Genomic DNA, 24,951 nt, shown 5'->3' on the forward strand with positions numbered 1-24,951 from the left:
GTAATCCGATGTCTTCACTCACCAAGGGCCAGAATGCGGCGCTCCCGACCGGGGACGTCGTCGTGTCCGTCGAAGTGGCTGCGGCCGCCGATCTGTCGGCTCTCCTTGTCACCGAGGCCGGCAAGGTCCGCAGCGACGCCGACTTCGTGTTCTTCAACCAGCCTGCAGGACCCGGCGTTCAGCTTCGTGACGGGCGCCTGCACATCTCGACGGCGGCCATCCCGTCGGACATCACCGCGATCCGCGCGGTCATCACGTTGGACGACACCACCCGCAGCTTCGGGCAGTTCGCACCGCCGGTCACCCGGGTGTTCGACGCCGCGGGGACCCCGCTGTTCGACTACGTCGTCGACGGTCTGACGGCCGAGTCGGTTGTCATCGCAGCCGAGGTGTACCAGCGCAACGGGCAGTGGAAGGTGCGCGCGGTCGGTCAGGGTTACGCGGGCGGTTTCGCCGACCTGGTCCGCGACCACGGCGTCGCGGTCGACGACGCCCCGGCTCAAGCCGCTCCCCCCGCGCCGCCCGTCGCGCAGGCACCGCCGGCCTACAGCCCGCCGCCCCAGCAGAGCTACACGCCGCCGCCCGCACCGCCGAGTTACGCGCCGCCCTCGCCGCAGCAGAACTACACACCTCCGGCCCCGGCGTACGGCGCGCCCGCCCAGCCTCAGTACGGCGCGCCCGCTCAGCCGCCTGCACCGCCGCAGGAGCAGGCGCCGATCAGCCTCTCGAAGGACCGGCCCGTCTCGCTGGTCAAGGGTCAGAAGGTGTCGCTGAAGAAGGACGGCGGAGTTCCGCTCACCCAAGTGTGGATGGGCCTCGGTTGGGATCCGGTGCAGACCGGGAAGCGCGGCTTCTTCGGTGGCGGCGGAGGCGGTGGCGACATCGACCTCGACGCGTCGGTCCTGCTGTTCTCGCAGGGCAACTGCGTCGAAAGTGTGTACTTCGGCAACCTGCGGTCGAAGAACCAGTCGATCGTCCACTCCGGCGACAACCTGACTGGCGAGGGCGCGGGCGACGACGAGGTGATCTCCGTCGATCTGTCGGCGATCCCGCCGCACGTGGACCGTCTGGCCTTCATCGTCACCTCCTACCGGGGGCAGACCTTCGCCGAGGTCCAGAACGCGTACTGCCGACTCATCGACCAGACGACCAACGCCGAGCTCGCGCGCTACACGCTTGCAGGCGGCATGCCGTTCACTGGCGTGTGCATGGCCGTCGTGTCGCGGATCAACGGCGAATGGCAGCTCCGCGCCGTCGGCGAGGGCTTCAACGCCAAGACCGCCAACAAGGCGATCCCCCACGTGATGCCCTACCTCGCCTGAGCTCCGTCCGCCAGTTGTGTCACGTATGTGGTCACAACTGGCGGAGGGAAGCCGAACTCGCGCATTTGTGGAAGAGTTGTCGCATGACCGACGAGCTTCCCGAAACCGCACCGCAGACCCCTCACTCACGCCTGGGCGGACTCACATCGAAGCTGCCCGAGATCTCCGGACGCACCAAGGCGATCATCGGTGTGAGCATCGTCGTGCTGTTGGTCGTGGGGTACCTGATATTGCAGCGCTTCCTTCCTCAGTGGTGGGGTCGTGAGATCGCTGCCGACGTCGGCGGGAGCTTCACCCGCGGTTCGCTCTACGGTCTCGGATACGGGCTGCTCGGCTCCGCGGTGACACTGATCCTGCTGTACTTCGCGTATGTGACGATCGGCCGCTACCGGAACATCGTGTCGTGGACGCTGTTGGTTCTCGCTCTGGCATCGACCGTCCCCAACCTGCTGACTCTCAGCGTCGTCATCGGCAACGGGAGCGGCGCGGAATCCGGACGTCTCGCCCTCGACTACGACGGTATGGGCTTCCGCGGCGCGACGCTTATCGGGCTGATCATCGGCATTGTCATCGGCCTCGCCGTCGACTTCTATCTGCTCGGGAAGCGGCGCGCGAAGGCCAAGGCGGAAGTCGCCGCCTGACGATGCGCAGGTCTGCGCTTCGCGCCGCACGAACTCTCAGATTTCCGTCAGCCCCGCATGGTGAAGTGGTGTCGGCTAAACACCTAATCGGTAGATCGAACGAAAGGAACATCTCATGAGCGTGAGCCTCGCCAAGGGCGGAAACGTCTCCCTCGCCAAGGAGGCCCCGGGCCTCACCGCGGTGACGATCGGCCTCGGTTGGGACGTCCGGACCACCTCCGGTGTCGACTTCGACCTCGACGGCAGCGCATTGGCGCTCGGCGCCAACGGCAAGGTCCCGTCCGATCAGCATTTCGTCTTCTACAACAACCTCCGTTCGCCTGACGGTTCGATCGAGCACACCGGCGACAACTTGACCGGCGAGGGCGACGGCGACGACGAGTCGATCAACGTCGACCTCGCCGCTGTGCCGCCGGAGATCGCCAGCATCGTCTTCCCGGTGTCGATCCACGACGCAACCGCTCGCGGGCAGTCGTTCGGCCAGGTCCGCAACGCGTTCATCCGCGTCGTGAACCGCGCAAACGGCGCCGAGATCGCCCGCTACGACCTCACCGAGGACGCGTCGTCGGAGACGGCGATGAGCTTCGGCGAACTGTACCGCTACAACGGCGAGTGGAAGTTCCGCGCGATCGGTCAGGGTTACGCAAGCGGACTCGCGGGAATCGCCCGCGACTTCGGCGTCAACATCTGAGGTACACCTCCGATGCCGATCATCGTCCGCGCTGCCCATTCGTTTGAGGACGTGCGGACGATGGTCGGCCCCAAGAGACCCGACGCGAGTGTCTGCTTCTGCCTGAGTCACCGACTCCCCGCGAAACAGAACCGCGCCCTCGTCGGGCCGGCGCGCGGCGAGTACGTCCGTTCGCTGTGCGAGTCGACCATCGCGCCGGGTGTCCTCGCCTACGACGGCGACGACGTCGTCGGCTGGGCGGGAGTCGCTCCGCGCTCCGAGACGTCGTTCGCACGATCCACCAAGATCCCTCACCTCGACGACCTGCCGGTCTGGTCGGTCTGGTGCCTGCGTGTGCGCCCCGGCCATCGAGGCAAGGGCATCACTGCGTCCCTGCTCGACGGCGCGATCGACTTCGCCCGCACCAACGGCGCCCCCGTCCTCGAGGGTTACCCGTCCGACAACGGTGCCGACCGCATCGACCTGACCATGGCGTTCGTCGGATCGCGGGCCATGTTCGAGCGCGCCGGTTTCGCCTACGCCGGACCGACGTCGTCGTTGTCCGGAGGATTCCCCCGCGTGATCATGCGCCGTACCCTGTGACCTGCGGAGCAACACCGCGCACACATCAAAAAGCCCGGGCGATCCGCGTGGATCGCCCGGGCTTTTCGAGTGCTGGTGTCTAGTCGACGCCGAAATCGATGGCGGCGCGGTCGAGCGACTCCGAGGCCGCGTCTTCCGGGGTGCCGCCCGCGATGGCCTGCGCGCCGCCCTCCGACAGTTCACCTACGAGATCCGCGGTCGCGCCACCGACGATGCCGAGGGTCGCATACTGCTCGAGGCGCGAACGCGAGTCGGCGATGTCGAGGTTGCGCATCGTCAGCTGACCGATGCGGTCGGCCGGGCCGAACGCGGCGTCGCCGACACGCTCCATCGACAGCTTGTCCGGGTGGTACGAGAGCGCGGGGCCCTGCGTGTTCAGGAAATGGTAGTCGTCGCCGCGGCGGAGACGGACGGTCACTTCACCGGTGATCGCGGAACCGACCCAGCGGACGAGTGCCTCGCGCAGCATGAGTGCCTGCGAATCCATCCACCGGCCCTCGTACATGAGGCGACCGAGGCGACGGCCCTCGTTGTGGTAGTTCGCGACGGTGTCTTCATTGTGGATGGCGTTCACGAGACGCTCGTAGCCGATGTGCAGCAGCGCCATGCCCGGCGCCTCGTAGATGCCACGCGACTTGGCTTCGATGATGCGGTTCTCGATCTGGTCCGAGACGCCGAGGCCGTGACGGCCGCCGATCTCGTTGGCCTTCAAGACGAGTGCGACGGCGTCGTCGAACACTTCGCCGTTGATGGCGACCGGACGACCTTGCTCGAAGCGGATCGTGACGTCTTCGGTCGCGACCTCGACGTCGTCACGCCATGCGGCGACGCCCATGATCGGCTCCACCACGTCGAGGCCGTGGTCGAGGTGCTCGAGGGTCTTGGCCTCATGTGTGGCACCCCAGATGTTGGCGTCTGTCGAGTACGCCTTCTCCTGCGAGTCGCGGTACGGCAGCTTGCGCTCGACGAGCCACTGGCTCATCTCGTGGCGACCGCCGAGCTCTTCGACGAACTGGGTGTCGAGCCACGGCTTGTAGATCCGCAGGTTCGGGTTCGCCATCAGGCCGTAGCGGTAGAACCGCTCGATGTCGTTGCCCTTGTAGGTGGAGCCGTCGCCCCAGATGTCGACGCCGTCCTCCTTCATGGCGCGGACCAGCAGCATGCCGGTCACGACACGGCCGAGCGGCGTGGTGTTGAAGTACGTCTTGCCGGAGCTTCGGATGTGGAAGGCCCCGCACTGCAGCGCGACCAGGCCTTCTTCGACGAGCGCCGAACGGCAGTCGACCAGGCGTGAGATCTCCGCGCCGTACTGGCCTGCACGACCGGGCACCGAGCCGATGTCCGGCTCGTCGGCCTGACCGAGGTCAGCGGTGTACGTGCAAGGGATCGCGCCCTTCTCACGCATCCATGCGACGGCGACGGAGGTGTCAAGGCCACCCGAGAAGGCGATTCCGACACGCTCGCCCTTGGGCAGAGAACTCAGCACTTTCGACATACGTCCAGCTTAAACAGTGGTTCCGCGTCCTACCGAATCCGGTCGGATTGCGGCCCGCGCCCGCGCGTCGCGGAACTGCTCCGTGCGTCTGTGCGTCTGACCTTGTATGAGAGATGCTGGGATACGAACTCGCGCGCAACTGCATGCCGAGGGGCTGGCGGACACCGACATCCGCAGGATGGTCGAGACCGGCACACTCACCCGACTGCGGCCCGGATGGTTCGCCCTCGGCGCCCATGATCTCCGTGCGGCGACCGCAGTGCAAGACGGCGGCGTCCTCGGCTGCGTGTCGGCGCTGCAGTTCCACGGACTGTGGGTGCCGCCCGGACACACCGCACTGCACCTGCGACGCAGTCCCAAGATGACCGGCAAGAACGCCGCATGCCGACCCTTCCAGGGGCCGCTCCGCTCAACCGTCGACGCGGTCGACTCCATCCCCATCGCTCTCAAGTACGCAGCCCACTGCCTCGAGGTCGACGAATGGGTTGCCGTGTGCGACTCGCATCTGAACTCGACCGGTGAAACGGTCGGGGATCTACTCGCTCAGATGGGAGCAGTCGGGCCGACAGTTCGCGATCTCGCCTACCGCACCGATCCGCGCGCACAATCCGGGACGGAGAGCATCACGCGGGTTCGGCTCCGCGCCGCACACTTCTCAGTTGTCGTCCAACCGCGGATAGCGGGCATCGACTGGTCCGACCTTCGGATCGGGAAGCTGATTCTTGAATGCGACTCAGTGCTTCACCACTCGAGTCGCGAGGACTACGAGCGCGATCATCATCGCGACCGCCGCGCCCTGCTCGATGGATGGCTGACGATGCGGCTCACGTACGACGACATCCTGTACGACTGGCCCGGCACCCTTGCCGACATCCGCGCAATCACTCGGGCCGACCGTCACCGCGCCAGGAGCGCCCGCGACCAGGCGATGGTGCTGAGATCGCTTCGCTCATCGGGCCACGAGGGCAATATGCCCCCGTGGCCCGATTTCTGATGCGATCTCAGCGGTAGTTGGTCAGAAACCGCCGTTGATGAAGTCCGCGTAGGCGGGGAGGTCGAGCTGGCCGTGGCCGGAGAGGCCGATCACGACGACTTCCTCCTTGTCGCTGTTGGCGACGTGGGCCGCGCAGGCGGCGATCGCGTGCGTCGACTCCGGCGCTGGGACGATGCCCTGGGCCCGTGCGAACTGCACACCGGCGCTGAATGCATCGTGCTGATCGATCGCGGTGCCCTCGACCAGACCGAGCTCCACCGTGTGACTCAGAGCGGGCGCCATGCCGTGGTAGCGGAGTCCACCTGCGTGGATTGGGTCCGGAACGAAGTCCATGCCGAGGGTGTGCATCTTCAACAGCGGGGTGAGGCCTGCGACGTCGCCGTGGTCGTAGCGGTACTCACCCTGCGTGATCGACGGGCACGCCGACGGTTCGGCGGCGACGATGCGCGGGTTCGAACGGCCATGGATCTTCTCCCGCAGGAACGGGAACGACAGTCCGGCGAGGTTCGAACCGCCACCGGCACAACCGAACACGACATCCGCGCCACCGGGCTCCACGGCGTACAGCTGGTCGACGGCCTCTTGACCGATCACGCTCTGATGCAGGACGACGTGGTTCAGCACGCTGCCGAGGGCGTACCGGGTGTCGTCGTTCTTGGCGGCGACCTCGACGGCCTCCGACACCGCCATGCCGAGGCTGCCGGTGGTGTTCGGGTCCTTCTCGAGCATCGCGCGGCCTGCTTCGGTGAGGTCGGACGGGCTCGGGTGCAGCGTTCCTCCGTAGGTGCGGATGAGGTGTCCGCGGTACGGCTTGGAGTCGTACGACGCCCGGACCTGCCACACCTCGACGTCGATGCCGAACTGCGCGCCGGCGAACGAGAGCGCACTGCCCCACTGGCCCGCACCGGTCTCGGTCGTCAGCTTCTTCACACCGTCGACGCTGTTGTAGTACGCCTGCGCGACAGCGGAGTTCGTCTTGTGGCTGCCGACGGGGCTGACGCCCTCGTACTTCACGTAGATGCGCGCCTTGGTGTTCAGCGCCTCTTCGAACTTGCGTGCGCGGAACAGCGGCGAGGGACGCCACATCTTGTAGATCTCTCGGACCGGTTCGGGGATCTCGATGTACGCCTCGGTCGAGACCTCCTGTGCGATGAGACCTGCCGGGAACAGCGCGGCGAGGTCCTCGGGGCCCACCGGTTCCTTGGTTCCGGGATGCAGATGCGGCGGGATCGGCTCGTCGAGCTCGGCAGCCAGGTTGTACCAGTGAGTGGGGACGTCCACGGTCACGAGATCGGGGTTCGTGGCGTCAACATTGCTTGTCATGCACGTCACAATAACGGGCGGTCTACCCTCGGAGCACATGACGGGTCGACGATGGCAGTGCAGCGGTCCCGATGGGCTCGCCGATTTCGAGTTCGTGCAGGTCGAGGCCGCGATGCCGGGCCCGGACGAGGTGCGAGTCGAGGTCAGGGCGGCGGGGGTCAACCCGGCCGATCTCAAGCACACCCGACGCGCGACGGCGTACCCGGTGCCGGTCGGCTACGAGATCGCGGGAGTGGTCACCGATGTCGGATCCGCTGCCGCCGACCGCTTCGCGCCTGGTGACCGGGTGGTCGCCTTCCGCGTGCGCGGCGGCTATGCGACGGAGCTGACGTTTCCAGCCGAGAAGGCCTTCGCCCTGCCCGACTCTGCGGACGATGTCAGCGCGGCCGGACTGCTCCTCGCCGGAACAACGGCCGCCGACATGCTGCACCGCAGCGGAGCGTCGGACGGTGACACGATTCTCGTGCACGGAGCGTCGGGCGCAGTCGGCGCGACTCTTCTGCAACTCGCCGCGCGTCGTGGCATCCGCGTGATCGGGACGGCGAGCCCCTCGAGACTCGACACGGTGCGCAGGTTCGGCGGGATGCCCGTCGCCTATGGTCCGGGGCTCGTTGACCGGCTCCGCGGATGGACCTTCGACGCGGCCCTCGACCTCGCGGGCACCGACGAGGCGACCACTGCGTCGTTGACCCTTGTATCCGACAGGTCGCGCACCATCACCGCCGCGAACAAGTCGGCAGCCGAGCAGTACGGCTTCGTCGCCGTGGCTGGCATGGACCCGGAGAGCACGGCGTTCCGCGACGCCGTGCGCCCGGAGCTCATCACCATGCTCGCGGCAGGCGAACTGGAAGTGCCTGTTGCGCAGACCTTCCCGCTCACCCGGGCGCTCGAGGCCCTGGAGCTCGTCGCGTCCGGGGCCGCAGGCGGCAAGGTCGTCCTCACCATCTGATCGACGCCGCCGACTTTCCGTCACCCGTTTCCATCACAACGACGGCATTCCGTCACTTTCGACGTCAAGCGGTGATGCTTCGTCCAACCGGCGACGGAAACGGGTGACGAAATGCCGACTACACCAGGATCGGCAGTGCTCCGGGGCGGATGGTGACGGTCACCGGGAACGCGCTGAGCAGGTCGCCGTCAGCATGGACGGGCAGTTGCCGATCGGCGTCGAGCGTGATCGTGGTTCCGGACAGGAACTCGATCTCCTCGCGTCCCACGTGCGCCCCCGTCTTCGCCTGCTTCATCAGGCTCGCGAGGCGATACTTCGAGTGATCACCACGGATCAGCATCACCTGGATCTCACCGCTGTCGACCGACGCCGTGGGAACCATGCGGAGGCCATGGCCGTAGTCGCCCGAATTCGCCACCACCACGATGTGCGCGGACGACTCATGACGGACTCCGTCGACGGTGAGCGACACCCGGAAGGGCTTCCAGCGCAATGCGGTCAGGACCGGCGCGACCCGATACGACACCCGGCCCATCCAACGGAGCCGGTTGATCAATTCGGTCGCCACCGAGTCGAGGCCGACATACACGTTGCCGACCGCCACTGCGGTGCTTCCATCGGGTCGCTCCACGTCGAACACGTCCATCCGCCGCACCCGTCCGCCCGCCAGTACAGCGGCGATGGCGGTGGGCTCCAGCGACAGTCCGAGGTGGCGGACGAGATCGTTGCCGCGCCCGGCGGCGGCGACGCCCATCCGCGCGCCGTCAACGGCCAGCACGCCTTCTGCGACGTCGCGGACGTGTCCGTCTCCGCCGACGGCAACCGTCAGCGCACCACTGCGCGCCGCCTCGGTCGCCACACGGGTCGCGTGCTCAGAGGATTCCGACTCGATGACCTCGACGTCGGAGACGCCGAGCCGATCCAGTTCTGCGGCGACGGCCGGCCACTGTTGTTTGGCCGCCCCACCTCCGGAGATCGGGTTCACCACCGCGACGATACGCGGCGCGTCAGCGCTGGTCACGGCAGCAGAATACCGGGATTGAGGATCCCGTTGGGGTCCAGAGCATTCTTCACGGCACGCAGCGCGGTCACCTGAACGTCACCGACCTCTTCGAGATAGGTGCCACGGTGATCAGTGCCGACCGCGTGATGGTGAGTGATCGACGCACCGGCCGCGCGGATCGCGGCGTTCGCGGCCGCCTTCGCCTTGCCCCACTGCTCGAGCGGATCGGCGAGAGCGTTGGAGATCACGGTGAAGTACAGCGAGGCGCCGGTCGGGTAGACGTGGGAGATGTGGCACATGACCACGGCGGGCGTGCCCTGCTCGCCGAGGGCTCCGGTGACCGCAGCCGTGACGTCGGCCTTCAGCTTGTCGATGTTCGACCAGAAGGTCACGGTCTCCAAGGTCTCCACCAGCGCGCCCGCGTCGAGCAGCGGATCACGCAGGTACGGGCCACGGAACCGGCCTTCTCGCCAGTGCTCACCCGGCTCGGTTCCGAGCGGAGTGCCGCCGAGGTCGGCCAGACGCGCCGACACGTAGGCATCGCGGCATTCGACGTCGGCCTGGTCGCCTTCGAATCCGACGACCATCAGGCAGCCGCCCACCGGACCGCTCGCCGACCCGGCTGCCGACGGGTTCGCCAGGTTGAGGCCGGTCTCGGCCTCGTCGGACAGACGCAGCACCGTGGGCTTGACGTTGGCCTGTGCGACAGCGCGCATCGCAGCAGCGCCTGCGGCGAAGTCGGGGAAGTGCCAACCGTAGAAGCGGCGGACGGTCGGCACCGGGTGGACGTGGACCCGCACCTGCGTGACCACGCCGAACGCACCTTCGCTGCCGAGGATCAGTTGCCGCAGGTCAGGGCCTGCGGCCGACTTCGGGGCGGTGCCGATCTCGGCGACGCCGCCCGGGGTCGCGAGGGTCAGGCCGACGACCATCTCGTCGAAGCGGCCGTAGCCGATCGACGACTGACCGGCCGAACGGGTGACGGCGCAGCCGCCGACCGTTGCGCCCTCGTACGACTGCGGGAAGTGCCCGAGCTCAAATCCGTGCTCGCCGAGCAGACGTTCGGCGTCGGGAAGGCGCGTGCCTGCAGCGAAGGTCGCGATCTGCGAGACCTCGTCGAGGTTGATCAGTCCGGTCAGCTGACGGAGGTCGAGGCTGATGATCGGACGCGTGCGATCGGGGACGAGGCCGCCGGTGACGGTGGTGCCTCCGGCGTAGGGGCTCAGCCCGATGCCGGCGGAGTCGCACACTGCGAGGACGGCGGCGACCTGGTCCGCGGTGGTCGGGGCGACGACCGCATCCGGCGCATCGCTGGCGTCTCCGGCGCGGAACTTCAGCAGGTCGGGAGTCGAGAAGCCGCGAAGACGGGCCGCACGAACTGTGTCGTCGGTGCTGACCTGCGCGCCGGTGGCGGTGAGGTCTGCCAGTGCCGCGTCGTCGAGTCGTGACGCGGGGATCACCAGGTCGACGGGTGCCGGCGCGGCTTGGTTGATGCCGAGCATGGTCAGCGCGCCGATCACCGAATCGGAGAGATGCATCGGGTCGTTCGGGTTGCCCCAGCGGCCCGGGGTGAAGTCGACGACGTCGACGGCGGTCTCGCTCGTGGTCATTTTCGGCCTTCCGTTCAGCGTTGGTGATACAGTTATACATATGATGTCGCAGCGAATCAATGGAGCGCGAGCCAACGGGCCCTCCAGCTCGTCCCGCTCCCCGAGCGGAGTCGAGGGGAGAACCGCAGCGAACGCGATCAGCGAGGACGTGATTCTCGATGCCGCGGCGAAGCTGATGTCCACCATCGGCATCCGGCGCACCACGATGGCCGACGTCGCGCGGACCGCCGAGGTGTCCCGCGCGACTCTCTACCGGCGTTTTCCGAACGTGGAATCGCTTGCCGCACAGGTCACCACACGAGAGTTCACGCGCATCGCAGCCGAATCGCCCGCCCACGAGAGTCTCGCAACGCGTGAGTCGATGATCGTCGGACTCGTGCACCTCGTGAGCGCCGCCCGGAAGCATCCTCTGCTGCAGCGGATCATCGAGCTCGATCCCGAGTTCCTCATGCCGTACCTGCTCCATCGCACCGGTCGGACGTCGCGCAGTCAGCTCGACACGATCGAGCACCTGCTGGCCGCAGGTCAGGCAGCGGGAGAGATCCGCGACGGCGACGCGGCCCGGATGGCGACCACCGTCCTGCAGATGGCGTGGTCGTTTGCGCTGACCGGCCCCGTCTTCACCGACCCCGACGACGTCGACGCGCTCGACGACGAACTCTCGGAACTCCTCGAAAGGTACCTCCGCCCATGACCTCCGACATGCTCATCGGCCACCCCTCCATCGACCCCTCGTCGCTTCTGTCACCTTCGCGTCGGAGCGCCGACCTGGCTCGGCTCGCTGCATCGCCGGCAGTGGATCTCGTGGTGATCGGCGGCGGCGTGACCGGTGCCGGTGTTGCCCTCGACGCCGTCTCGCGCGGCCTGTCGACGGTGCTCATCGAGAGCCGTGATCTTGCGTTCGGCACCAGCCGGTGGTCATCGAAGTTGGTGCACGGCGGCCTTCGATACCTGGCGTCCGGCGCAGTCGGCATCGCCTACGAGAGCGCCGTAGAGCGTGACGCGTTGATCTGCACGATCGCTCCGCACCTGGTGCGGCCGCTGCCGCAGGTGGTGCCGCTGACGAAGGACGTCAACTTCTTCAACGCCGCACTGACGCGGACAGGATTCCTCGCCGGTGACGCGCTGCGAATCGCCGCCAAGACACCTTCGTCCACACTGGCCCGCTCGCGGCGCATCTCCGCCTCCGAGGTTGTTGAGCTCGCGCCGACCGTCAAGCAGGACGGCCTGCGCGGCGGCCTCCTGAACTGGGACGGACAGCTCAACGACGACGCCCGTCTTGTGATCGGCATCGCGCGGACCGCGGCTTCACTCGGGGCGACCGTCCTGACCCACGCCCGCGCCGACCAGGTGACCGGAACGTCTGTCGACGTGACCGACGAACTCACCGGCGCCAGCTTCGGCATCCGCGCGAAGGCCGTCGTGAACGCGACCGGAGTATGGGCCGCACAGGTCGACTCCGCGATCGCCCTTCGCCCGAGCCGTGGCACTCATCTGGTGATGAGTCAGGACAGCTTCAACGGCCTGACGGCCGGACTCACCGTCGCCGTGCCCGGCCATTTCGGCCGCTACGTCTTCGCTCTCCCGCAGGCCGACGGCCGCGTGTACGTCGGGCTCACTGACGAGGAGGCCGATGGCGAGATTCCGGACGTTCCGCGGCCTGAGGAGTCGGAGATCGACTTCCTTCTCGACACGGTGAACCTCGCACTCGGCACACCGCTGTCTCGTGACGATGTCATCGGCACGTACTCCGGGCTGCGCCCCCTTCTCGATTCCGGATCGGGCGAGACGTCGGACGTCTCCCGCAAGCACGCCGTCCTGACACGCGGCGACGGACTGGTGACCGTGGTCGGCGGCAAGCTGACCACCTACCGTCGAATGGCACAGGATGCCGTCGACGCAGCGATCCAGGCGTCCGGCCTCACCGCATCCGAGTGCCGGACACGCGCATTGCCGCTGGTCGGGGCCGCGGGGCCGGACGTCCTCGCCGGCGTCAACGCGCCCGATCGTTTGGTCGCGAAGTACGGGACGGAAGCTCCGGCCGTCGTCGACCTCGGGGCATCCGTCCCAGCCCTCGCCTCGCCGGTGGCCGACGGCACCGAAGTGACCGGCGCCGAGTTCGTGTTCGGTGTGCACGCCGAGGGCGCGATCACCGTGGACGATGTTCTCGAGCGCCGATCCCGCCTCTCCCTCACCCCACTCGTCGCCGACGCCGCCCGCCCCGCCGCGGAGGCTGCGTTCTAGCCGTCTCCAGACGGGGACTAGTCGGGGAGCATCGGGGCGTCGTCGCCGTGATGACGGTTGATCAGTGCGCCGCGGGTGACGGCGTCGCGGCCGAACTTGCCACGTAGGGAGTCGACGGCGATGTCGAGAGCGGCGGCGTGATCGTCGCCGTCGAACGGCAGGGTGAGTTGGACGGCGCCGTGGTCGGCGAGATTCGTCAATGAGAGCCCGATCAGTGTGCAGCCTCGTGCCCGGACGAGCGGCATCGCATCGGCGAGCAGTCCGCGTGCCACCGCGAGGATCGTCTCCGTCGAGTCCGTCGGATCGGGCAGCGAGCGGGATCGGGTGACCGCGTCGAAGTCCTGAAACCGAAGCCGAAGGACCACGGTCCGTGTCAGCCGGTCGGCCTTGCGAAGCCTGACGCCGAGACGGTCGACGATCGCCAGGAGTGTCGCCTCGATATCGGACTCCGACTTGATCCGACGTCCGAGCGCGCGCTGTGCCCCGATCGATCGGCGTCGCCTTCCTGTCTCGACCCGCCTCGGGTCCCGGGCCATCGACAGCGCGTACAAGTGCGCGCCGGTACCGCGGCCGAGAAGCCCGCACATGCGCGACTCCCCCAACTCGGCGATCTGCCCCACTGTCGAGATCCCGGCGTCAAACAGGCGTGCCTCCGTCTTCGCTCCCACACCCCACAACCTCCGCACGGGAAGCGGATGGAGGAAGTCGAGTTCACGCCCGGCCTCCACATGTAGAAGGCCGTCCGGCTTGCCGACCGCGCTCGCGACCTTCGCCAGAAACTTGCTGCGCGCCACGCCCACGGTGATCGGCAGACCGACGTCGACCCGGACACGCTCCCGCAGGCGCTCCGCTATCTCGACCGGCGTCCCGCTGATCTTGCGCAGGCCGGAGACGTCGAGGAACGCTTCGTCGACCGATATTCCCTCCACCAGCGGCGTCACGTCCCGGAACACATCAAAGACCGCCTTCGAAGCCTGCATGTACGCGTCGAACCGCGCGGGCATCGTCACCGCCGTCGGACACAATGCTCGCGCCTCGTGACCGGGCATCGGGGATCGGACGCCGACGGCTTTCGCCTCGTAACTCGCCGCCAACACGACGCCGCCCCCGACGAGCACGGGACGCCCACGAAGATGCGGGTGATCGCGTTGCTCGACCGACGCGTAGAACGAGTCGAGATCGGCGTGGAGGATCGACGCGTCGGCGCGTTCGAACTGTTCGATCCTCATGCAGCGATCATGGCACCCCGGTACGACAATCTCCGGTGGTCGACATGACAGATGTCATCGGATTTCCATGACGAGCGCACACGAACCGATGACTCTGCGCACTACTGCACACACCCGCAGGCCGCGAGGCTTGACGCATGAACACAACACCTTCCGCCGGACACTCCCCCCGGCCCGAGCCCGGCCTCCGCGACGCCTCGTTCCACGACCTGTTCATGGACTGCTGCCGCCTCGGCCCGGCACCGACGCGATCCCGAGAGCTGTTCGCAATCGGTGTGACCGCTGTCCTCATCGGACTGGTGCTCGTCATCGTGCAGCCCCCTCTGGCCGCCGGAGCGTTCGCGGTCGGCATCGCCGGCGCATTCATGGCGGTGCGCTGGGGTATCGGCACCCGCGACAAGTGGACCCGCCGATGACCGCGATCATCGACGCCAACAACCTGCACCGTTGGTACGGACACGGCGACGCCGCCTATCACGCGGTTCGCGGTGTCGACCTCACCGTCGACGAGGGCGAGGTGTTCGCCCTGCTCGGAACCAACGGTGCAGGCAAGACGTCGACCCTCGATCTTCTCGAAGGCCTGGCGACACCGGACGACGGAACGGTCGCGGTGTTCGGGCTCGATCCCGTCAACGATCGGCGGGCGGTCCGTCCAGACGTGGGCATCATGCTTCAGTCCGGAGGGCTGCCCGCCGAACTGACCGTCGCCGAGACTCTCGAGATGTGGCGCGGCACCTGCAGCCATCCGACCACCGTGGACGACGTTCTCGGGAAGGTCCGCCTCGCGGGCCGGGCAGACGTCCGAGTCGGCTCGCTGTCCGGCGGCGAGAAACGCCGCGTCGACCTGGCGTGCGCTCTGCTGGGCCGCCCGCGACTGCTCTTCCTCGACGAGCCGACCACCGGTCTCGATCCAGAGAGCCGGCGTGCCACCTGGACGCTCCTCACCGACCTCAAGGCCGCGGGCGTCACGATGGTTCTGACAACCCACTATCTCGACGAAGCGGAAGCACTCGCGGATCGGATCGCGATAATGCACGCCGGGGCCGTCTCGCGGGAGGGCACGCTGCGCGACATCGTCGACGCTCACCCATCCACCGTCACGTTCGACGCCCCGGACGTTGCACTCCCGGAGTTCAGCGGCATGCATTCCGAAGCGGGCCGAGTGGAAATCCGCACCTTCGCCCTCCAGCGCGACCTGCACAGGCTACTGACCTGGGCAGACGCCGCCGACGTGCAACTGACAGGTCTGGCGGCACGAGCAGCATCGCTCGAGTCGGTATTCCTCGACATCGCTGGAGAGACCACCCTTGCGACGACCGGAGCGAACCGATGACCACTGCAGACACTTTCCGCCGCCGCCCGCTGTACTCACTGGCTCGCGCCGAGTTCCGTCAGTTCCTCCGCAACAGGACTCTCGTGGTGATGGGCATCGTGTTCCCCGTCCTCCTGCCACTCACGATCTTCCTGCTCTCTCGCAGCAACGGCGTCACTCACGACTCGGTCGCGGCGACGTTCGACATGTTCGCGCTGTACGCCTTGGTGTTCGTGCAGTTCTACACGGTGCTGTCGATGGTCACGACACGCCGTGGCGAGGGCGTGCTGAAACGACTGCGCACCGGTGAGGCCGCCGACTGGCAGATACTCGCCGCACCTAACGTGCCGGGCGTGACGGTGACCGCCGCCTCGTCGCTTGTGGTCGCGGTCGTCGTCTACGGTTCCGGTGGTCCCGCTCCGGCGAATCCGCTTCTCATCGTCCTGGGCCTCGCCGCGGGGGTGCCCGTGTTCGGCCTGTTGGCCCTCGCCACCAGCGGATTCACGAAGAACGCCGAGGCCGCCCAGATCACGTCCCTGCCGGTCATGGCCCTGGCCATGATCGGGATGGGCAACATTCGCGACGCCCTGCCCGACCGTGCCGCCGACATCGTCGGATGGACGCCTTACGCCGCGGTGTCCGACCTGGTGCGCCTCGGCGCGTCGGACGGCACCGTCAGCGGGACGTTCGCCGACTCGGCCGGTCCGATTGCGACACTGATCATATGGACCGCACTCGCGATCGGCCTCGTCTACAAATCGTTCCGCTGGGACGACCGCGGATGAATCTCACGCCCGGGCGATGGTCCCGCTTGTCCGAACCGGCCAAGTATCGGGCCTACACTCGGGCCACGCTGCTCGGCGTAGTCACGATGGTCGGGGTGCTCGCCGCCGCTAATCTTCGCGAACACGCCGGTGTACTGGCCGTGATGCTGACGGCGACGGTGTCTGCATTGATGGCTTTCGAGGCCCGCCCCGAGTTGACCGGGCGTGATGCTCCGCGACTCGACTCGTGGCTCACCCGCATCGCCACCGTGGGATTCGCCGGATCATGGCTTGCCGGATTGATCGCGGCGCACTCGTCGACCGGCGACGCCGTCGCGTTCGCACGCGGTGGCGCCTGGTTCGTCGTGGTGCTCGCAGCTGCAGCCCTGCTCCCGTTCATGACGAGACGCTGGGAGCTTCTCGCTGCGATTGCCCTCATCACCGCGGTCGTGTCGGGCGCTCCGGACGGTCGGCCGGTGAACGTGCTGCCTCCCGCACTCGTGGCCGTGTTCTGCTGCGGGACCACACGAGCGTCGCTGTGGGCACTTCGGATCGTCGACGACCTCGACGAAGCCCGCCGGACACAGGCCGAACTCGAAGTCGCCGAGGAACGGCTGCGGTTCGCGCGCGACCTTCACGACGTGGTGGGCCGCGGATTCTCCACTATCGCGGTGAAGAGCGAACTCGCGTCGCGACTTCTCCACGCCGGGGCCTCTGACCTGGCAGCCACCGAGATGGACGAGATCAAGGCTCTCGCCGTGTCGTCCATGGAGGAGATGCGCTCGTTGGTGCGCGGCTACCGCGGTATCGATCTGCCCGGGGAGGTGGCCGGAGCCCGGTCGCTCCTCGCCGCCGCGGGCTGCGACCTGGTGATCGCAGGACGACCCGAGGACGTCCCGGAGCGACTCCACGAAGCGGCCGCATGGGTGGTCCGCGAAGGAACCACCAACATCGTCCGGCATTCGTCCGCCACCACTGCGACACTCGATCTCGGCTCGGCCGGGATGAAGCTGACCAACAACGGCGTCGTCGCCCCGGTCGGCGCTCAATCCGGACTCCGCGGCCTGTCCGAGCGCCTCGCTGCCGTCGGCGGTGTCGTGACCACGGGCTCCGCCGATGGAGCCTTCACCCTGGACGTTCGTTGGGAGACGACATGATTCCGGTTCTACTGGCCGACGACGAGACCCTCATTCGGTCGGCTATGGCCACCATGCTCGGGCTGGAGGACGACCTCGACGTCGTCGCCGACGTCAGCACTGGAGAGGACCTCGTCCGTCTGTGGCGGGCGCGAGTCGACGGCGGTCTCCCGACCGCGGTCGCCGTCCTCGATCTGCAGCTTCCCGGTATCGACGGCATCGAGGTCGCTCAGCATATCCTGGCGATGTCGCCGGATGCGGGAACACTCATCGTGACGAGCCACGGTCGTCCCGGATATCTGAAACGTGCACTCTCGGTCGGCGTTCGTGGATTCCTGCCCAAGACGGCGTCGGCGGAGACACTCGCCGCAGTGATCCGGTCCGTGCACGACGGCGGGCGCTACGTCGATCCGGAGCTCGCCGCCGAAGCCATCTCCACCGGCGACTCGGTGCTCACCGCACGCGAGGCCGATGTACTCGAGTTCGCGATCGACGGCTCGTCGATCGACGAGATCGCGGCACGCGCGCACCTGTCCCCCGGTACCACGCGCAACTACCTCTCGTCGGCGATGGCCAAGCTCGCCGTCGCCAACCGATACGAGGCCGCCGTCAAGGCCCGAGAACTCGGCTGGATCTGAAACCGTGCGGATTTCCCTGCGAGTCACTGCTCCTTGAACGAGCTTGCGAGTCACTGTTCCCCGAGCGACCCGCACGTCCCCTGCTCCTTGAGCGAGCTTGCGAGTCGAAAGGTGTTGCCGCAGGAGCCTTTCGACTCGCTTCGCTCGCTCAAGGAGCAGGTGGAGGCCGCTCACCAAAGGAGCAGGTAGAGGCGCCGCGCTCAAGACGCGGGAGGGGCGGAGTCGCGAGACCGGCGTTATGCGAGGCGTCGGGCCTTGAGCACTTCGTCGTTGATGTGCGCACCGTTGCCCGCGGCGATACCGCGCGGACGCACTTCGGAGAGCTCGACGACCCATCCGTCGCCGAGGATGCCCGCGATGTCGGCGGGCCGGATGAAGTCGGCCGGGTCGAAGCCGTGAGCACGCATTCCCTCGGCTTCATGTGCGACGACGAGCAAAGTCCCGCCGGGCGCGACCGCGCCGATCAGCACGTCCACCAGTACTCGCCGCTGCTGCGGGATCGGGAAGTAGAACGCCGACACCAGGTCGAACGGCGCGTTCGGGACGGGTTCGACAGTCAGGTCCACCCGATTCCACGAGATGGTCCCGTCCGGATCTGCTTCGCGTGCTCTGTCGACGGCGACCTGCGAGATGTCGACCGCTGTCACGGCCCACCCCTTGCCGGTGAGCCACCGCGCGTCGGCGCCTTCCCCGCTTCCCACGTCGAGGGCCGTTCCCGGTTCGAGCGAGTCGGCCTCCGCGAGCAGTGCGGGGTTCACGTTCGTCGTCCAGATGCGGTCGGACACGCGATAGCGCTCGTCCCATTCCTGGGCGGACTCGGGATGGCGGGGCGCCTGCGTCGGCGCGGCGTGATGATCGTGGTTGTCACTCATGCTCACAACGTAGCGACAAGCATGCCGAATCGTCATGCCTCGTTGCGCATGACGCAAGAATCAGGTGCTGGTGCACACTGGGAGTCATGACATTCCCTGTGCGCATCGGTGTCCAGCTCCAGCCCCAGCACTCCCCCGACTACAGCCTCATTCGTGACGCGGTCCGCCGCGCAGAAGACATCGGCGTGGACGTCGTCTTCAACTGGGACCACTTCTTCCCACTGTCCGGCGATCCCGACGGTGCTCACTTCGAATGCTGGACGATGCTCGGCGCATGGGCGGAACAGACCGAGCGCATCGAGTTCGGTCCCCTCGTCGCGTGCAACAGCTACCGCAATCCGGAGCTGCTCGCCGACATGGCGCGCACGGTGGATCGTATCTCGAACGGACGCCTGATCCTCGGAATCGGCAGCGGCTGGTTCAAGCGCGACTACGACGAGTACGGCTACGACTTCTCCACCACCGGTAAGCGACTGGACGCTCTCGGCGAGTCGCTGCCACGCATCGAGGCGCGTATGGCTCAGCTCAACCCGCAGCCGGTGCGCAAGATCCCCGTGCTGATCGGCGGCGGCGGTGAGAAGAAGACCTTGCGGCACGTCGCCGCGCATGCCGACATCTGGCACTCGTTCGTGGATGTCGAGACCTACCGCCACAAGTCGGCGATCCTCGCCGAACACTGCGCTGACGTGGGACGCGATCCCTCGACGATCGAACGGTCCGCGGAGTTGAAGGCCGATGGGGGCGTCGACGAACTGAAACGATTCGGCGACGCGATAACCGCCGAGGGCGTGAGCCTGCTGACGCTCGCCGTCAACGGTCCCGACTACGACCTCTCGGTTGTCGAGAGCCTGGTGCGCTGGCGCGACGGCCGCACCGGCTGAGGCCGGTTCAGTCGAGCCACTCGCGTGTGTAGAGGTCCTGCCAGCGGACCGTCAATTCCAACCGGGCCGCTGCACTCGCGTGCGGCCCGATCGTCGAGATGAGGACGTCGTCCACGACGTCGCGCACCTGATCGGACAGCTCGACGAGATCGTCGGCGTACCGGGCGATCAAGCCCATCCGAACAGCCTCGACCCGGTCATCGGGTCCGTCCACCGACGCGAACACCACAAGCCTCCCGATCGTGCGGCGGACACGGACCGCGATGAGTTGCTTGAGGACTCTGTCGCTGACCCAGACTCCCGGCGCGTCGGCGACGAGTGAGCGCGCAGGCCTGCGCACCCGGCCGAGGCCCGATGAGATCGACGAGATGAGCCGTTCCACGTCGCTGTCCGGCTCCTGCTGGTCTCGCACGGCGTCCACCAGCCAGCCGTCGGTCGGGTCGGCGCTCTGATCGTCACGCTTGGCGTCGTTCATGGCCGTTCTCCTTTCCCGCGGGCAGCCGGTCTGTCACTCTCGTGGGGCTTCGCACCAGGCTGCCACGGTGCTAGTCGGGTCGCCAGGAACTTCCGACTTCGCTGCAGATGACCCCTGACCGAACCCGTGCTCACACGGAGCACCTGGGCGATCTCGTCGATGGTGAGACCCTCGACCTCCTTCAGCCACCAGGCGGCACGCGACGCGTAGGGAAGGTTCTCGAGTTCGGCGCGCAAGGCATCCATCAAAGCCGAGTGCTCCGCCATGTCGGCGGGCTCGGGCCCCTTGGCGAGCAGATCGACGAATCGATCGTCGGACACGGGCAGATCCCGTCGCTTCCGATAGTGGTCGACGGTCCTCCGATGCGCCACAGCGAACATCCACGTCCGGAACGAGCTACGGAATCCGAAGTCCGGCAATGCTTTCCACGTATCGAGAAGCGTCTCTTGAGCGAGATCCTCGGCGACCTGCGGGTCGCTGACCATCCTCCGCATATAGCGCAGCAGAACCGGTGACATGCGTCGAACCAGCACTGAGAACGCTTCGGCGTCACCGACCGCAGCAGTAGCGGCGAGCTCGTCGTCACTGAGCTCACCAAGGTCCAATTCCCCTACGTGATGGGGATCACGTGACATCATGCGTGCAACTTCCCCGCCTCCCTGCGACTGACCATACACACGGATCGCGTGTTCCGACGCCGTCGGACGAGGGGTCGTGATCCGTGCGCCGCACAATGAACCGGCATTACGCCATGGACAAAGGAGTTCGCGTGTCAGAGAACGCAACCACCACCGCAGCTGCAGCCGAGAACAAGACGGACGCCGCCGTGAAGACAGAGCAGAAGTCCTCTGCGGGCCGCGAGATCGCACGGCGTGACACCGCAGGCGACCGTGGCCGGACGTCGATCGCCGACATCGTCGTGGCGAAGATCGCGGGCATCGCAGCGCGCGAGATCGACGGCGTCTACGACGTCGGCGGCACCACCGAGCGTGTGGTCGGCAAGGTCCGCGAGGTTCTGCCCGGCACCGGCGTCAGCGCCACCCAGGGCATCGATGTGGAGGTCGGTGAGCGCCAAGCCGCCGTCGACGTGTCGATCGTCGCCGAATACGGAGTCGCCATCCATCAACTCGCAGCAGCCATTCGCCGCAACGTCATCAGCGCGATCGAGCAGATGACGGGACTCGAGGTCACCGAGGTCAACGTGACCGTCCACGACGTGAACTTCGGTGACGAGGTGGAGCCGTCCGGATCGTCACGGAGGGTCGAGTGATGAGTGACGAGTCCACTGCCGAACGGATCGCCGAGGCCGTGCTCGCCATACCCGGCGTAGTCGACCTGCACAGCGGCCTGTTCGGTGAGGTCGCCACGTATCTCCCGGGACGGCGTGTTCCGGGAATCGCGATCCGCGACGATGACGGAGAGGTCCACCTGGTGGTCGATCTCGCGTACGACCTGCAAACGGTCGCGACTGCGGCACGAGAGGCGGCCGAGGAGATCACCGGCAAGGAGTTCGCCGTAGTCGTCGAAGACGTCGAATCTGATCGGAAGGCGGGATGATGAAGAACAATGCGGTCATCGGCCTGTTCGCGGGCCTGCTGCTGGCTATTGCGGCGACGACGGGCGGTTTCTGGGGTCTGATCGTCGCACTCGTGCTCGGCGCGATCGGCACCGTCGTCGGCCTGCACCGCGACGGAGTGATCGACCTGGGCGCTGTGGTGCGGAGCAGGGGCCGTGGCTGACCGGCCGCTGGCGGATCCACCCGGCGCTCTGGTCATCGCCGACAGAGTCGTCGAGAAGATCGCGACACGCGCGGCGCTGAACGTCGACGGGGTGGTCCGGCACCAGGACACCGTCGGCTCACTGCTCGGCGCGGCCGGAGATCGCCTCGGCATCGGGGCAGACCTGCCGAGGGCGACCGTCGACTCGATGGGAAGCGCACGTCGGCTCTCATTGACGGTCGCACTCACCTGGCCGTCCGAGGTCACGCGCCTGACCCACGAGATCCGCAGTCGGGTGGCGGACGAGCTCGAGGAGTACACCGGCGACCGGCCGGTGCGGGTCGATGTCACGGTGCGTCACCTCGTCCCACGCGGTGAGGTCGCGCGCCGGAAGAACGGGTACATCGACCTTCCCGCACTGACCGATGCCGACAGCCGTGCCGAATCACATCGATTGGAGGAGGAGAGCTCATGACACGCACACGAACGGCGGACCCGTCGGGGTCCGCCGACATCTCGGACCGTCGGGTGTTCACACCGTCCGGCCTCCCCGGGGCCGCGGTGTTCGGGGCTGTGCTCGGTGCGGCCTTGTTGACCCTGTGCGGCGTCGCGATCCGCGATCTGGTTGTCAAGGCCGGCTGGGCGGAGGGCAGCCCGTGGCTCGGCGACCTCGCAGAACGGTCGTCGGAAGCGTCATGGGAAGCATGGGCGTGGCCGACGGTGATCGCTCTGGTCTTTGTCGGTGTCGTACTGCTCGTGCTAGCCGCAAAGCCGCGTAAGCCCACGCACCTTCGACTCGCAGGCCACGACGTGATGTGGACGCGGCGCATCGACGTCGCACGTCGCTGCAGCGCGGCGGCCGACGACGTGGCCGCCGTCGATCACGCGACGACAATCGTGACTCGACGGCGCGTGAAATGCACTGTGCACTGCCGCGACGACGTGGATCGATCCGCTGTTCAAGCGGCAGTCGAAGGAGTCGTCGGCGAGCTCGAGTCGTCGCCTCGAGTTAAGGTCCGATTCGTTCACCCACGTGGAGGTCGCCGATGAACCGCGCACCGGCGTCATTGCACCGCCTGTCCACCGCATTGCTGGGCTTGGCTCTGATCGCCGTGGGTGGAGCGGCCCTCGCGCATCGGTTCGGCCTGCGGCCCGTCTCCGACTGGGTGGACCGCTTCGACCCGTCATCGATCGATCGTCTCGCCGGCAGCGGATGGTGGACGGCCGTGCTCGCGGGTGTTGCTGTGGTCTCCCTCATCTGGGGCCTTGTCCTCATCGGGTCCACCATCCGACCCAGAGCGGTCGACGATCTTGAACTCGACGGATCCGACCCGAGCGGCGAGCTCGTGATCGCGCCCAAACTCATCGCGTCCGCTGTCGCCGACGATCTCGCGGGTGACACGATGTTCCAGAAGGTGTCGGCTCGTGCGCTGGACGACCGGTCACGGAAGATCATCCGGGTGGAGGTGACAGCGCGACCTGATCGGAGCTACGCCGACATCGTCGAACGTGTCGGCCGTGCGACCAGCCAGATCGCGGACGCTCTGGTCGGATCGGACGTGCACGTGCAGGCGTTCATCCATCTCGAGCGCTCTCCGAAGCACTGAGCTGTCAGCGTCGCGCGTGCAGCGCGTGAAGAGCCGCGCGACGCCCCGACATGCCGTGGACTCCCCCGCCCGGGGCCGTCGCCGACGAGCACAGATAGACGCCGGGCAGGCCGGTGAACTGGGGAGTCGTCGACAGGATCGGACGCACGAGGAGTTGTCGCAGGCTCGCCGCCCCGCAGTTGATGTCACCGGCGATGTAGTTGCTGTTGTGGGCGGCGAAGTCGGCGGCCGTCGTCACGATCGTTCCGTCGACGATGTCGCTGAAGCCCGGCGCGCGGAGTTCGATCGCCGCGGTGATGGCCGCCGACATGTCGACCTCGCACCCGGCGGGCACGTGGCAGTACGCCCAGGCCAGGTGCGTGCCCGCCGGAGCCCGGGTCGGGTCCACTCGGGTCGGCTCACCGCCGAGCACCCACGGCCGCTGCGGAACTCGACCCGCGGCGACGTCGGCCTCCGTCGTGCGAACGTGAGCGAGGTCGTCGGCGAGGTGGAAGGTCGCGGTACCCGCCATGACGTCAGGGCGATGGGTCCATGGGATGGGATCCGAGAGCAGGAAGTCGACCTTGCAGACGCCCGGCCCGTAGTCGATCCGGCGCAGCGCCCGCGCGTAGCGCCGCGGCACCGCGTCACCCAGCACCCGCTGAACAACCGCGGGTGATGTGTCGAAGAAAAGGTCCGCCCCCGTCGGCAGCTGCGCCCGCTCCGTCACCTCGACTCCGGTCTCGATCCGTCCCCCGTGTGCGAGGACGACGGCGGCCAACGCGTCGGCGATCGCCTGCGAGCCGCCCTCGGCGACCGGCCAGCCGGTCTCGGTCAGCATGCCCAGGAGCAGTCCGGCCGCCGACGAACCGAGCGTGGACAACGGCCGAATCGCGTGAGCGGCGATGGCCGCGAACACGGTGGCGGCGCGGTCCGTGCGGAACGCTTTCGCAAGCACGTCGACCGGTGCCAGCGCGGCGGGCGAAAACCTGGCCATGTCGAGGGGCCTGCGTGGCATCGCGGGCATGGCGAGTATGTCGTCGGCGAGCGCAGCGGGCTGGGCCGATGGTGTGACAAGCCGCTCCCACCGCTTCGAATCCACGCCGAATTCCTCTGCGACGGAACGCTTTCCACGTCGCACGGCGATCACGTCGTCGGCCGCGACATGCGCGATCGAGACGTTCGGCACGGACCACCGCAGGCCGTGAGCGGTGAGAGCGAGATCTGCGAAGGCCGGGGAGACGAATCCCGTCGGGTGCACCGCCGAGCACACATCGCGGCGGATTCCGGCGCCGAACGCCTCATCGGTGCGCGCACCTCCCCCGATCGTCTCGGCGGCTTCGAGAACCAGCACGCGACGGCCCGCGACAGCGAGAGTCGCGGCGGCGGTCAGACCGTTCGGCCCCGAACCCACGACGACGGCATCGAACACGTCACGCACTATTCACTCCTCTCACAGACACCCACCTCGAGTGTCACCCAGACG

At 67.4% G+C, this 24,951-nt stretch carries 29 protein-coding genes; 20 read left to right on the forward strand and 9 right to left on the reverse strand.

Annotation, left to right across the window (positions count from 1 at the left end; genetic code table 11):
• Positions 1–8: 8 nt before the first annotated feature.
• The 4 genes from JVX90_RS18025 (at position 9) to JVX90_RS18040 (ending at position 3,236) form a co-directional block, all read left to right on the forward strand.
• Entirely contained in the window at positions 9–1,322 is a 1,314-nt protein-coding gene (locus JVX90_RS18025) for a TerD family protein (RefSeq protein ID WP_205330036.1), read from the forward strand.
• A gap of 83 nt (positions 1,323–1,405) precedes the next feature.
• Complete coding sequence (locus tag JVX90_RS18030) at positions 1,406–1,963, forward strand: permease (protein WP_205330037.1); 558 nt, start codon at positions 1,406–1,408, stop codon at positions 1,961–1,963.
• A 115-nt stretch (positions 1,964–2,078) separates the two neighbouring features.
• Positions 2,079–2,654 (forward strand): TerD family protein, encoded by a 576-nt coding sequence (locus tag JVX90_RS18035; RefSeq protein ID WP_205330038.1) that lies wholly within the window; start codon positions 2,079–2,081, stop codon positions 2,652–2,654.
• A gap of 12 nt (positions 2,655–2,666) precedes the next feature.
• Positions 2,667–3,236, forward strand: coding sequence for a GNAT family N-acetyltransferase (locus JVX90_RS18040; protein WP_205330039.1), 570 nt, complete (start codon positions 2,667–2,669; stop codon positions 3,234–3,236).
• Between the two features lie 79 nt (positions 3,237–3,315).
• Here the strand turns inward: JVX90_RS18040 and argG are convergent, their stop codons facing one another.
• Positions 3,316–4,731: an argininosuccinate synthase gene (gene argG, locus JVX90_RS18045; protein ID WP_205330040.1), complete on the reverse strand. Its 1,416-nt coding sequence runs from the start codon at positions 4,729–4,731 to the stop codon at positions 3,316–3,318.
• Between the two features lie 106 nt (positions 4,732–4,837).
• Between argG and JVX90_RS18050 the strand changes: the two genes are divergently transcribed.
• Positions 4,838–5,725: a type IV toxin-antitoxin system AbiEi family antitoxin domain-containing protein gene (locus JVX90_RS18050; RefSeq protein WP_205330041.1), complete on the forward strand. Its 888-nt coding sequence runs from the start codon at positions 4,838–4,840 to the stop codon at positions 5,723–5,725.
• Positions 5,726–5,746: 21 nt separating this feature from the next.
• Here JVX90_RS18050 and JVX90_RS18055 read toward each other — a convergent pair whose 3' ends face one another.
• Positions 5,747–7,048: a TrpB-like pyridoxal phosphate-dependent enzyme gene (locus JVX90_RS18055; protein WP_205330042.1), complete on the reverse strand. Its 1,302-nt coding sequence runs from the start codon at positions 7,046–7,048 to the stop codon at positions 5,747–5,749.
• A 37-nt stretch (positions 7,049–7,085) separates the two neighbouring features.
• Between JVX90_RS18055 and JVX90_RS18060 the strand changes: the two genes are divergently transcribed.
• Positions 7,086–7,997 (forward strand): NADP-dependent oxidoreductase, encoded by a 912-nt coding sequence (locus JVX90_RS18060; protein WP_205330043.1) that lies wholly within the window; start codon positions 7,086–7,088, stop codon positions 7,995–7,997.
• A gap of 118 nt (positions 7,998–8,115) precedes the next feature.
• On the opposite strand, the gene JVX90_RS18065 is transcribed toward JVX90_RS18060, so the two are convergent.
• Positions 8,116–9,018, reverse strand: a complete 903-nt coding sequence (locus tag JVX90_RS18065) for a diacylglycerol kinase family protein (protein ID WP_205330044.1) — start codon at positions 9,016–9,018, stop codon at positions 8,116–8,118.
• Positions 9,015–10,610: an FAD-binding oxidoreductase gene (locus JVX90_RS18070; RefSeq protein ID WP_205330045.1), complete on the reverse strand. Its 1,596-nt coding sequence runs from the start codon at positions 10,608–10,610 to the stop codon at positions 9,015–9,017. Before JVX90_RS18070 ends, JVX90_RS18065 begins: the two co-directional genes overlap by 4 nt.
• A gap of 40 nt (positions 10,611–10,650) precedes the next feature.
• Here JVX90_RS18070 and JVX90_RS18075 point away from each other — a divergent pair, with 40 nt between their 5' ends.
• Positions 10,651–11,304 (forward strand): TetR/AcrR family transcriptional regulator, encoded by a 654-nt coding sequence (locus tag JVX90_RS18075; RefSeq protein WP_205330046.1) that lies wholly within the window; start codon positions 10,651–10,653, stop codon positions 11,302–11,304.
• Positions 11,301–12,854 (forward strand): glycerol-3-phosphate dehydrogenase/oxidase, encoded by a 1,554-nt coding sequence (locus JVX90_RS18080; protein WP_205330047.1) that lies wholly within the window; start codon positions 11,301–11,303, stop codon positions 12,852–12,854. The genes JVX90_RS18075 and JVX90_RS18080 overlap by 4 nt, the downstream gene beginning before the upstream one ends.
• Positions 12,855–12,871: 17 nt before the next feature.
• On the opposite strand, the gene dinB is transcribed toward JVX90_RS18080, so the two are convergent.
• Positions 12,872–14,083, reverse strand: coding sequence for a DNA polymerase IV (gene dinB / locus JVX90_RS18085; protein WP_205330048.1), 1,212 nt, complete (start codon positions 14,081–14,083; stop codon positions 12,872–12,874).
• Between the two features lie 137 nt (positions 14,084–14,220).
• Here dinB and JVX90_RS18090 point away from each other — a divergent pair, with 137 nt between their 5' ends.
• The 5 genes from JVX90_RS18090 to JVX90_RS18110 are packed head-to-tail and all read left to right on the forward strand — an operon-like array spanning position 14,221 to position 17,933.
• A complete protein-coding gene (locus tag JVX90_RS18090; protein WP_205330049.1) occupies positions 14,221–14,499 on the forward strand; it encodes a hypothetical protein in 279 nt (92 codons plus the stop codon).
• Positions 14,496–15,416, forward strand: coding sequence for an ABC transporter ATP-binding protein (locus JVX90_RS18095; protein ID WP_205330050.1), 921 nt, complete (start codon positions 14,496–14,498; stop codon positions 15,414–15,416). Before JVX90_RS18090 ends, JVX90_RS18095 begins: the two co-directional genes overlap by 4 nt.
• Complete coding sequence (locus tag JVX90_RS18100) at positions 15,413–16,180, forward strand: ABC transporter permease (protein WP_205330051.1); 768 nt, start codon at positions 15,413–15,415, stop codon at positions 16,178–16,180. The genes JVX90_RS18095 and JVX90_RS18100 overlap by 4 nt, the downstream gene beginning before the upstream one ends.
• A complete protein-coding gene (locus JVX90_RS18105) occupies positions 16,177–17,316 on the forward strand; it encodes a histidine kinase (RefSeq protein WP_240193952.1) in 1,140 nt (379 codons plus the stop codon). The genes JVX90_RS18100 and JVX90_RS18105 overlap by 4 nt, the downstream gene beginning before the upstream one ends.
• Positions 17,313–17,933 (forward strand): response regulator transcription factor, encoded by a 621-nt coding sequence (locus JVX90_RS18110; RefSeq protein WP_205330052.1) that lies wholly within the window; start codon positions 17,313–17,315, stop codon positions 17,931–17,933. The genes JVX90_RS18105 and JVX90_RS18110 overlap by 4 nt, the downstream gene beginning before the upstream one ends.
• 236 nt (positions 17,934–18,169) lie before the next feature.
• On the opposite strand, the gene JVX90_RS18115 is transcribed toward JVX90_RS18110, so the two are convergent.
• Complete coding sequence (locus JVX90_RS18115) at positions 18,170–18,805, reverse strand: class I SAM-dependent methyltransferase (RefSeq protein WP_205330053.1); 636 nt, start codon at positions 18,803–18,805, stop codon at positions 18,170–18,172.
• An 86-nt stretch (positions 18,806–18,891) separates the two neighbouring features.
• On the opposite strand from JVX90_RS18115, the gene JVX90_RS18120 reads away from it, so the two are divergent.
• Positions 18,892–19,686, forward strand: coding sequence for an LLM class F420-dependent oxidoreductase (locus tag JVX90_RS18120; RefSeq protein ID WP_205330054.1), 795 nt, complete (start codon positions 18,892–18,894; stop codon positions 19,684–19,686).
• Positions 19,687–19,693: 7 nt separating this feature from the next.
• Here JVX90_RS18120 and JVX90_RS18125 read toward each other — a convergent pair whose 3' ends face one another.
• Positions 19,694–20,161, reverse strand: a complete 468-nt coding sequence (locus JVX90_RS18125; protein WP_205330055.1) for a hypothetical protein — start codon at positions 20,159–20,161, stop codon at positions 19,694–19,696.
• On the reverse strand, positions 20,158–20,799 hold the full coding sequence (locus JVX90_RS18130) for a sigma-70 family RNA polymerase sigma factor (protein ID WP_205330056.1): 642 nt from the start codon (positions 20,797–20,799) through the stop codon (positions 20,158–20,160). The genes JVX90_RS18125 and JVX90_RS18130 overlap by 4 nt, the downstream gene beginning before the upstream one ends.
• 131 nt (positions 20,800–20,930) lie before the next feature.
• Between JVX90_RS18130 and JVX90_RS18135 the strand changes: the two genes are divergently transcribed.
• The 6 genes from JVX90_RS18135 to JVX90_RS18160 are packed head-to-tail and all read left to right on the forward strand — an operon-like array spanning position 20,931 to position 23,486.
• Entirely contained in the window at positions 20,931–21,431 is a 501-nt protein-coding gene (locus JVX90_RS18135; protein WP_205330057.1) for an Asp23/Gls24 family envelope stress response protein, read from the forward strand.
• The gene (locus JVX90_RS18140) at positions 21,431–21,718 is read left to right on the forward strand and encodes a hypothetical protein (RefSeq protein ID WP_205330058.1); all 288 of its coding nucleotides are present in this window, start codon (positions 21,431–21,433) and stop codon (positions 21,716–21,718) included. Before JVX90_RS18135 ends, JVX90_RS18140 begins: the two co-directional genes overlap by 1 nt.
• Complete coding sequence (locus JVX90_RS18145) at positions 21,718–21,900, forward strand: DUF2273 domain-containing protein (RefSeq protein WP_008379423.1); 183 nt, start codon at positions 21,718–21,720, stop codon at positions 21,898–21,900. Before JVX90_RS18140 ends, JVX90_RS18145 begins: the two co-directional genes overlap by 1 nt.
• Positions 21,893–22,354 carry an Asp23/Gls24 family envelope stress response protein gene (locus tag JVX90_RS18150; protein ID WP_205330059.1) on the forward strand — a complete coding sequence of 154 codons (462 nt, stop codon included), beginning with the start codon at positions 21,893–21,895 and terminating at the stop codon, positions 22,352–22,354. Before JVX90_RS18145 ends, JVX90_RS18150 begins: the two co-directional genes overlap by 8 nt.
• Complete coding sequence (locus tag JVX90_RS18155; RefSeq protein WP_205330060.1) at positions 22,351–22,929, forward strand: DUF6286 domain-containing protein; 579 nt, start codon at positions 22,351–22,353, stop codon at positions 22,927–22,929. Before JVX90_RS18150 ends, JVX90_RS18155 begins: the two co-directional genes overlap by 4 nt.
• On the forward strand, positions 22,926–23,486 hold the full coding sequence (locus JVX90_RS18160) for a hypothetical protein (RefSeq protein ID WP_205330061.1): 561 nt from the start codon (positions 22,926–22,928) through the stop codon (positions 23,484–23,486). The genes JVX90_RS18155 and JVX90_RS18160 overlap by 4 nt, the downstream gene beginning before the upstream one ends.
• A 4-nt stretch (positions 23,487–23,490) precedes the next feature.
• On the opposite strand, the gene JVX90_RS18165 is transcribed toward JVX90_RS18160, so the two are convergent.
• Positions 23,491–24,906, reverse strand: a complete 1,416-nt coding sequence (locus tag JVX90_RS18165; RefSeq protein ID WP_205330062.1) for an NAD(P)/FAD-dependent oxidoreductase — start codon at positions 24,904–24,906, stop codon at positions 23,491–23,493.
• Positions 24,907–24,951: the final 45 nt, after the last annotated feature.

This window comes from Gordonia sp. PDNC005 (assembly GCF_016919385.1).
Classification (GTDB): Bacteria; Actinomycetota; Actinomycetes; order Mycobacteriales; family Mycobacteriaceae; genus Gordonia.

Bases quoted from the DNA above. Each gene is read 5' to 3' on its own strand.
- JVX90_RS18115 (WP_205330053.1), bottom strand. From the start codon at position 18,805: ATGAGTGACAACCACGATCATCACGCCGCGCCGACGCAGGCGCCCCGC.
- JVX90_RS18145 (WP_008379423.1), top strand. From the start codon at position 21,718: ATGAAGAACAATGCGGTCATCGGCCTGTTCGCGGGCCTGCTGCTGGCT.
- JVX90_RS18110 (WP_205330052.1), top strand. From the start codon at position 17,313: ATGATTCCGGTTCTACTGGCCGACGACGAGACCCTCATTCGGTCGGCT.
- dinB (WP_205330048.1), bottom strand. From the start codon at position 14,083: ATGAGGATCGAACAGTTCGAACGCGCCGACGCGTCGATCCTCCACGCC.
- JVX90_RS18095 (WP_205330050.1), top strand. From the start codon at position 14,496: ATGACCGCGATCATCGACGCCAACAACCTGCACCGTTGGTACGGACAC.
- JVX90_RS18050 (WP_205330041.1), top strand. From the start codon at position 4,838: ATGAGAGATGCTGGGATACGAACTCGCGCGCAACTGCATGCCGAGGGG.
- JVX90_RS18140 (WP_205330058.1), top strand. From the start codon at position 21,431: ATGAGTGACGAGTCCACTGCCGAACGGATCGCCGAGGCCGTGCTCGCC.
- JVX90_RS18035 (WP_205330038.1), top strand. From the start codon at position 2,079: ATGAGCGTGAGCCTCGCCAAGGGCGGAAACGTCTCCCTCGCCAAGGAG.
- JVX90_RS18075 (WP_205330046.1), top strand. From the start codon at position 10,651: ATGATGTCGCAGCGAATCAATGGAGCGCGAGCCAACGGGCCCTCCAGC.
- JVX90_RS18100 (WP_205330051.1), top strand. From the start codon at position 15,413: ATGACCACTGCAGACACTTTCCGCCGCCGCCCGCTGTACTCACTGGCT.
- JVX90_RS18080 (WP_205330047.1), top strand. From the start codon at position 11,301: ATGACCTCCGACATGCTCATCGGCCACCCCTCCATCGACCCCTCGTCG.
- JVX90_RS18070 (WP_205330045.1), bottom strand. From the start codon at position 10,610: ATGACCACGAGCGAGACCGCCGTCGACGTCGTCGACTTCACCCCGGGC.
- JVX90_RS18040 (WP_205330039.1), top strand. From the start codon at position 2,667: ATGCCGATCATCGTCCGCGCTGCCCATTCGTTTGAGGACGTGCGGACG.
- JVX90_RS18055 (WP_205330042.1), bottom strand. From the start codon at position 7,048: ATGACAAGCAATGTTGACGCCACGAACCCCGATCTCGTGACCGTGGAC.
- JVX90_RS18160 (WP_205330061.1), top strand. From the start codon at position 22,926: ATGAACCGCGCACCGGCGTCATTGCACCGCCTGTCCACCGCATTGCTG.
- argG (WP_205330040.1), bottom strand. From the start codon at position 4,731: ATGTCGAAAGTGCTGAGTTCTCTGCCCAAGGGCGAGCGTGTCGGAATC.
- JVX90_RS18030 (WP_205330037.1), top strand. From the start codon at position 1,406: ATGACCGACGAGCTTCCCGAAACCGCACCGCAGACCCCTCACTCACGC.
- JVX90_RS18155 (WP_205330060.1), top strand. From the start codon at position 22,351: ATGACACGCACACGAACGGCGGACCCGTCGGGGTCCGCCGACATCTCG.
- JVX90_RS18120 (WP_205330054.1), top strand. From the start codon at position 18,892: ATGACATTCCCTGTGCGCATCGGTGTCCAGCTCCAGCCCCAGCACTCC.
- JVX90_RS18130 (WP_205330056.1), bottom strand. From the start codon at position 20,799: ATGATGTCACGTGATCCCCATCACGTAGGGGAATTGGACCTTGGTGAG.
- JVX90_RS18090 (WP_205330049.1), top strand. From the start codon at position 14,221: ATGAACACAACACCTTCCGCCGGACACTCCCCCCGGCCCGAGCCCGGC.
- JVX90_RS18125 (WP_205330055.1), bottom strand. From the start codon at position 20,161: ATGAACGACGCCAAGCGTGACGATCAGAGCGCCGACCCGACCGACGGC.
- JVX90_RS18025 (WP_205330036.1), top strand. From the start codon at position 9: ATGTCTTCACTCACCAAGGGCCAGAATGCGGCGCTCCCGACCGGGGAC.
- JVX90_RS18060 (WP_205330043.1), top strand. From the start codon at position 7,086: ATGACGGGTCGACGATGGCAGTGCAGCGGTCCCGATGGGCTCGCCGAT.
- JVX90_RS18105 (WP_240193952.1), top strand. From the start codon at position 16,177: ATGAATCTCACGCCCGGGCGATGGTCCCGCTTGTCCGAACCGGCCAAG.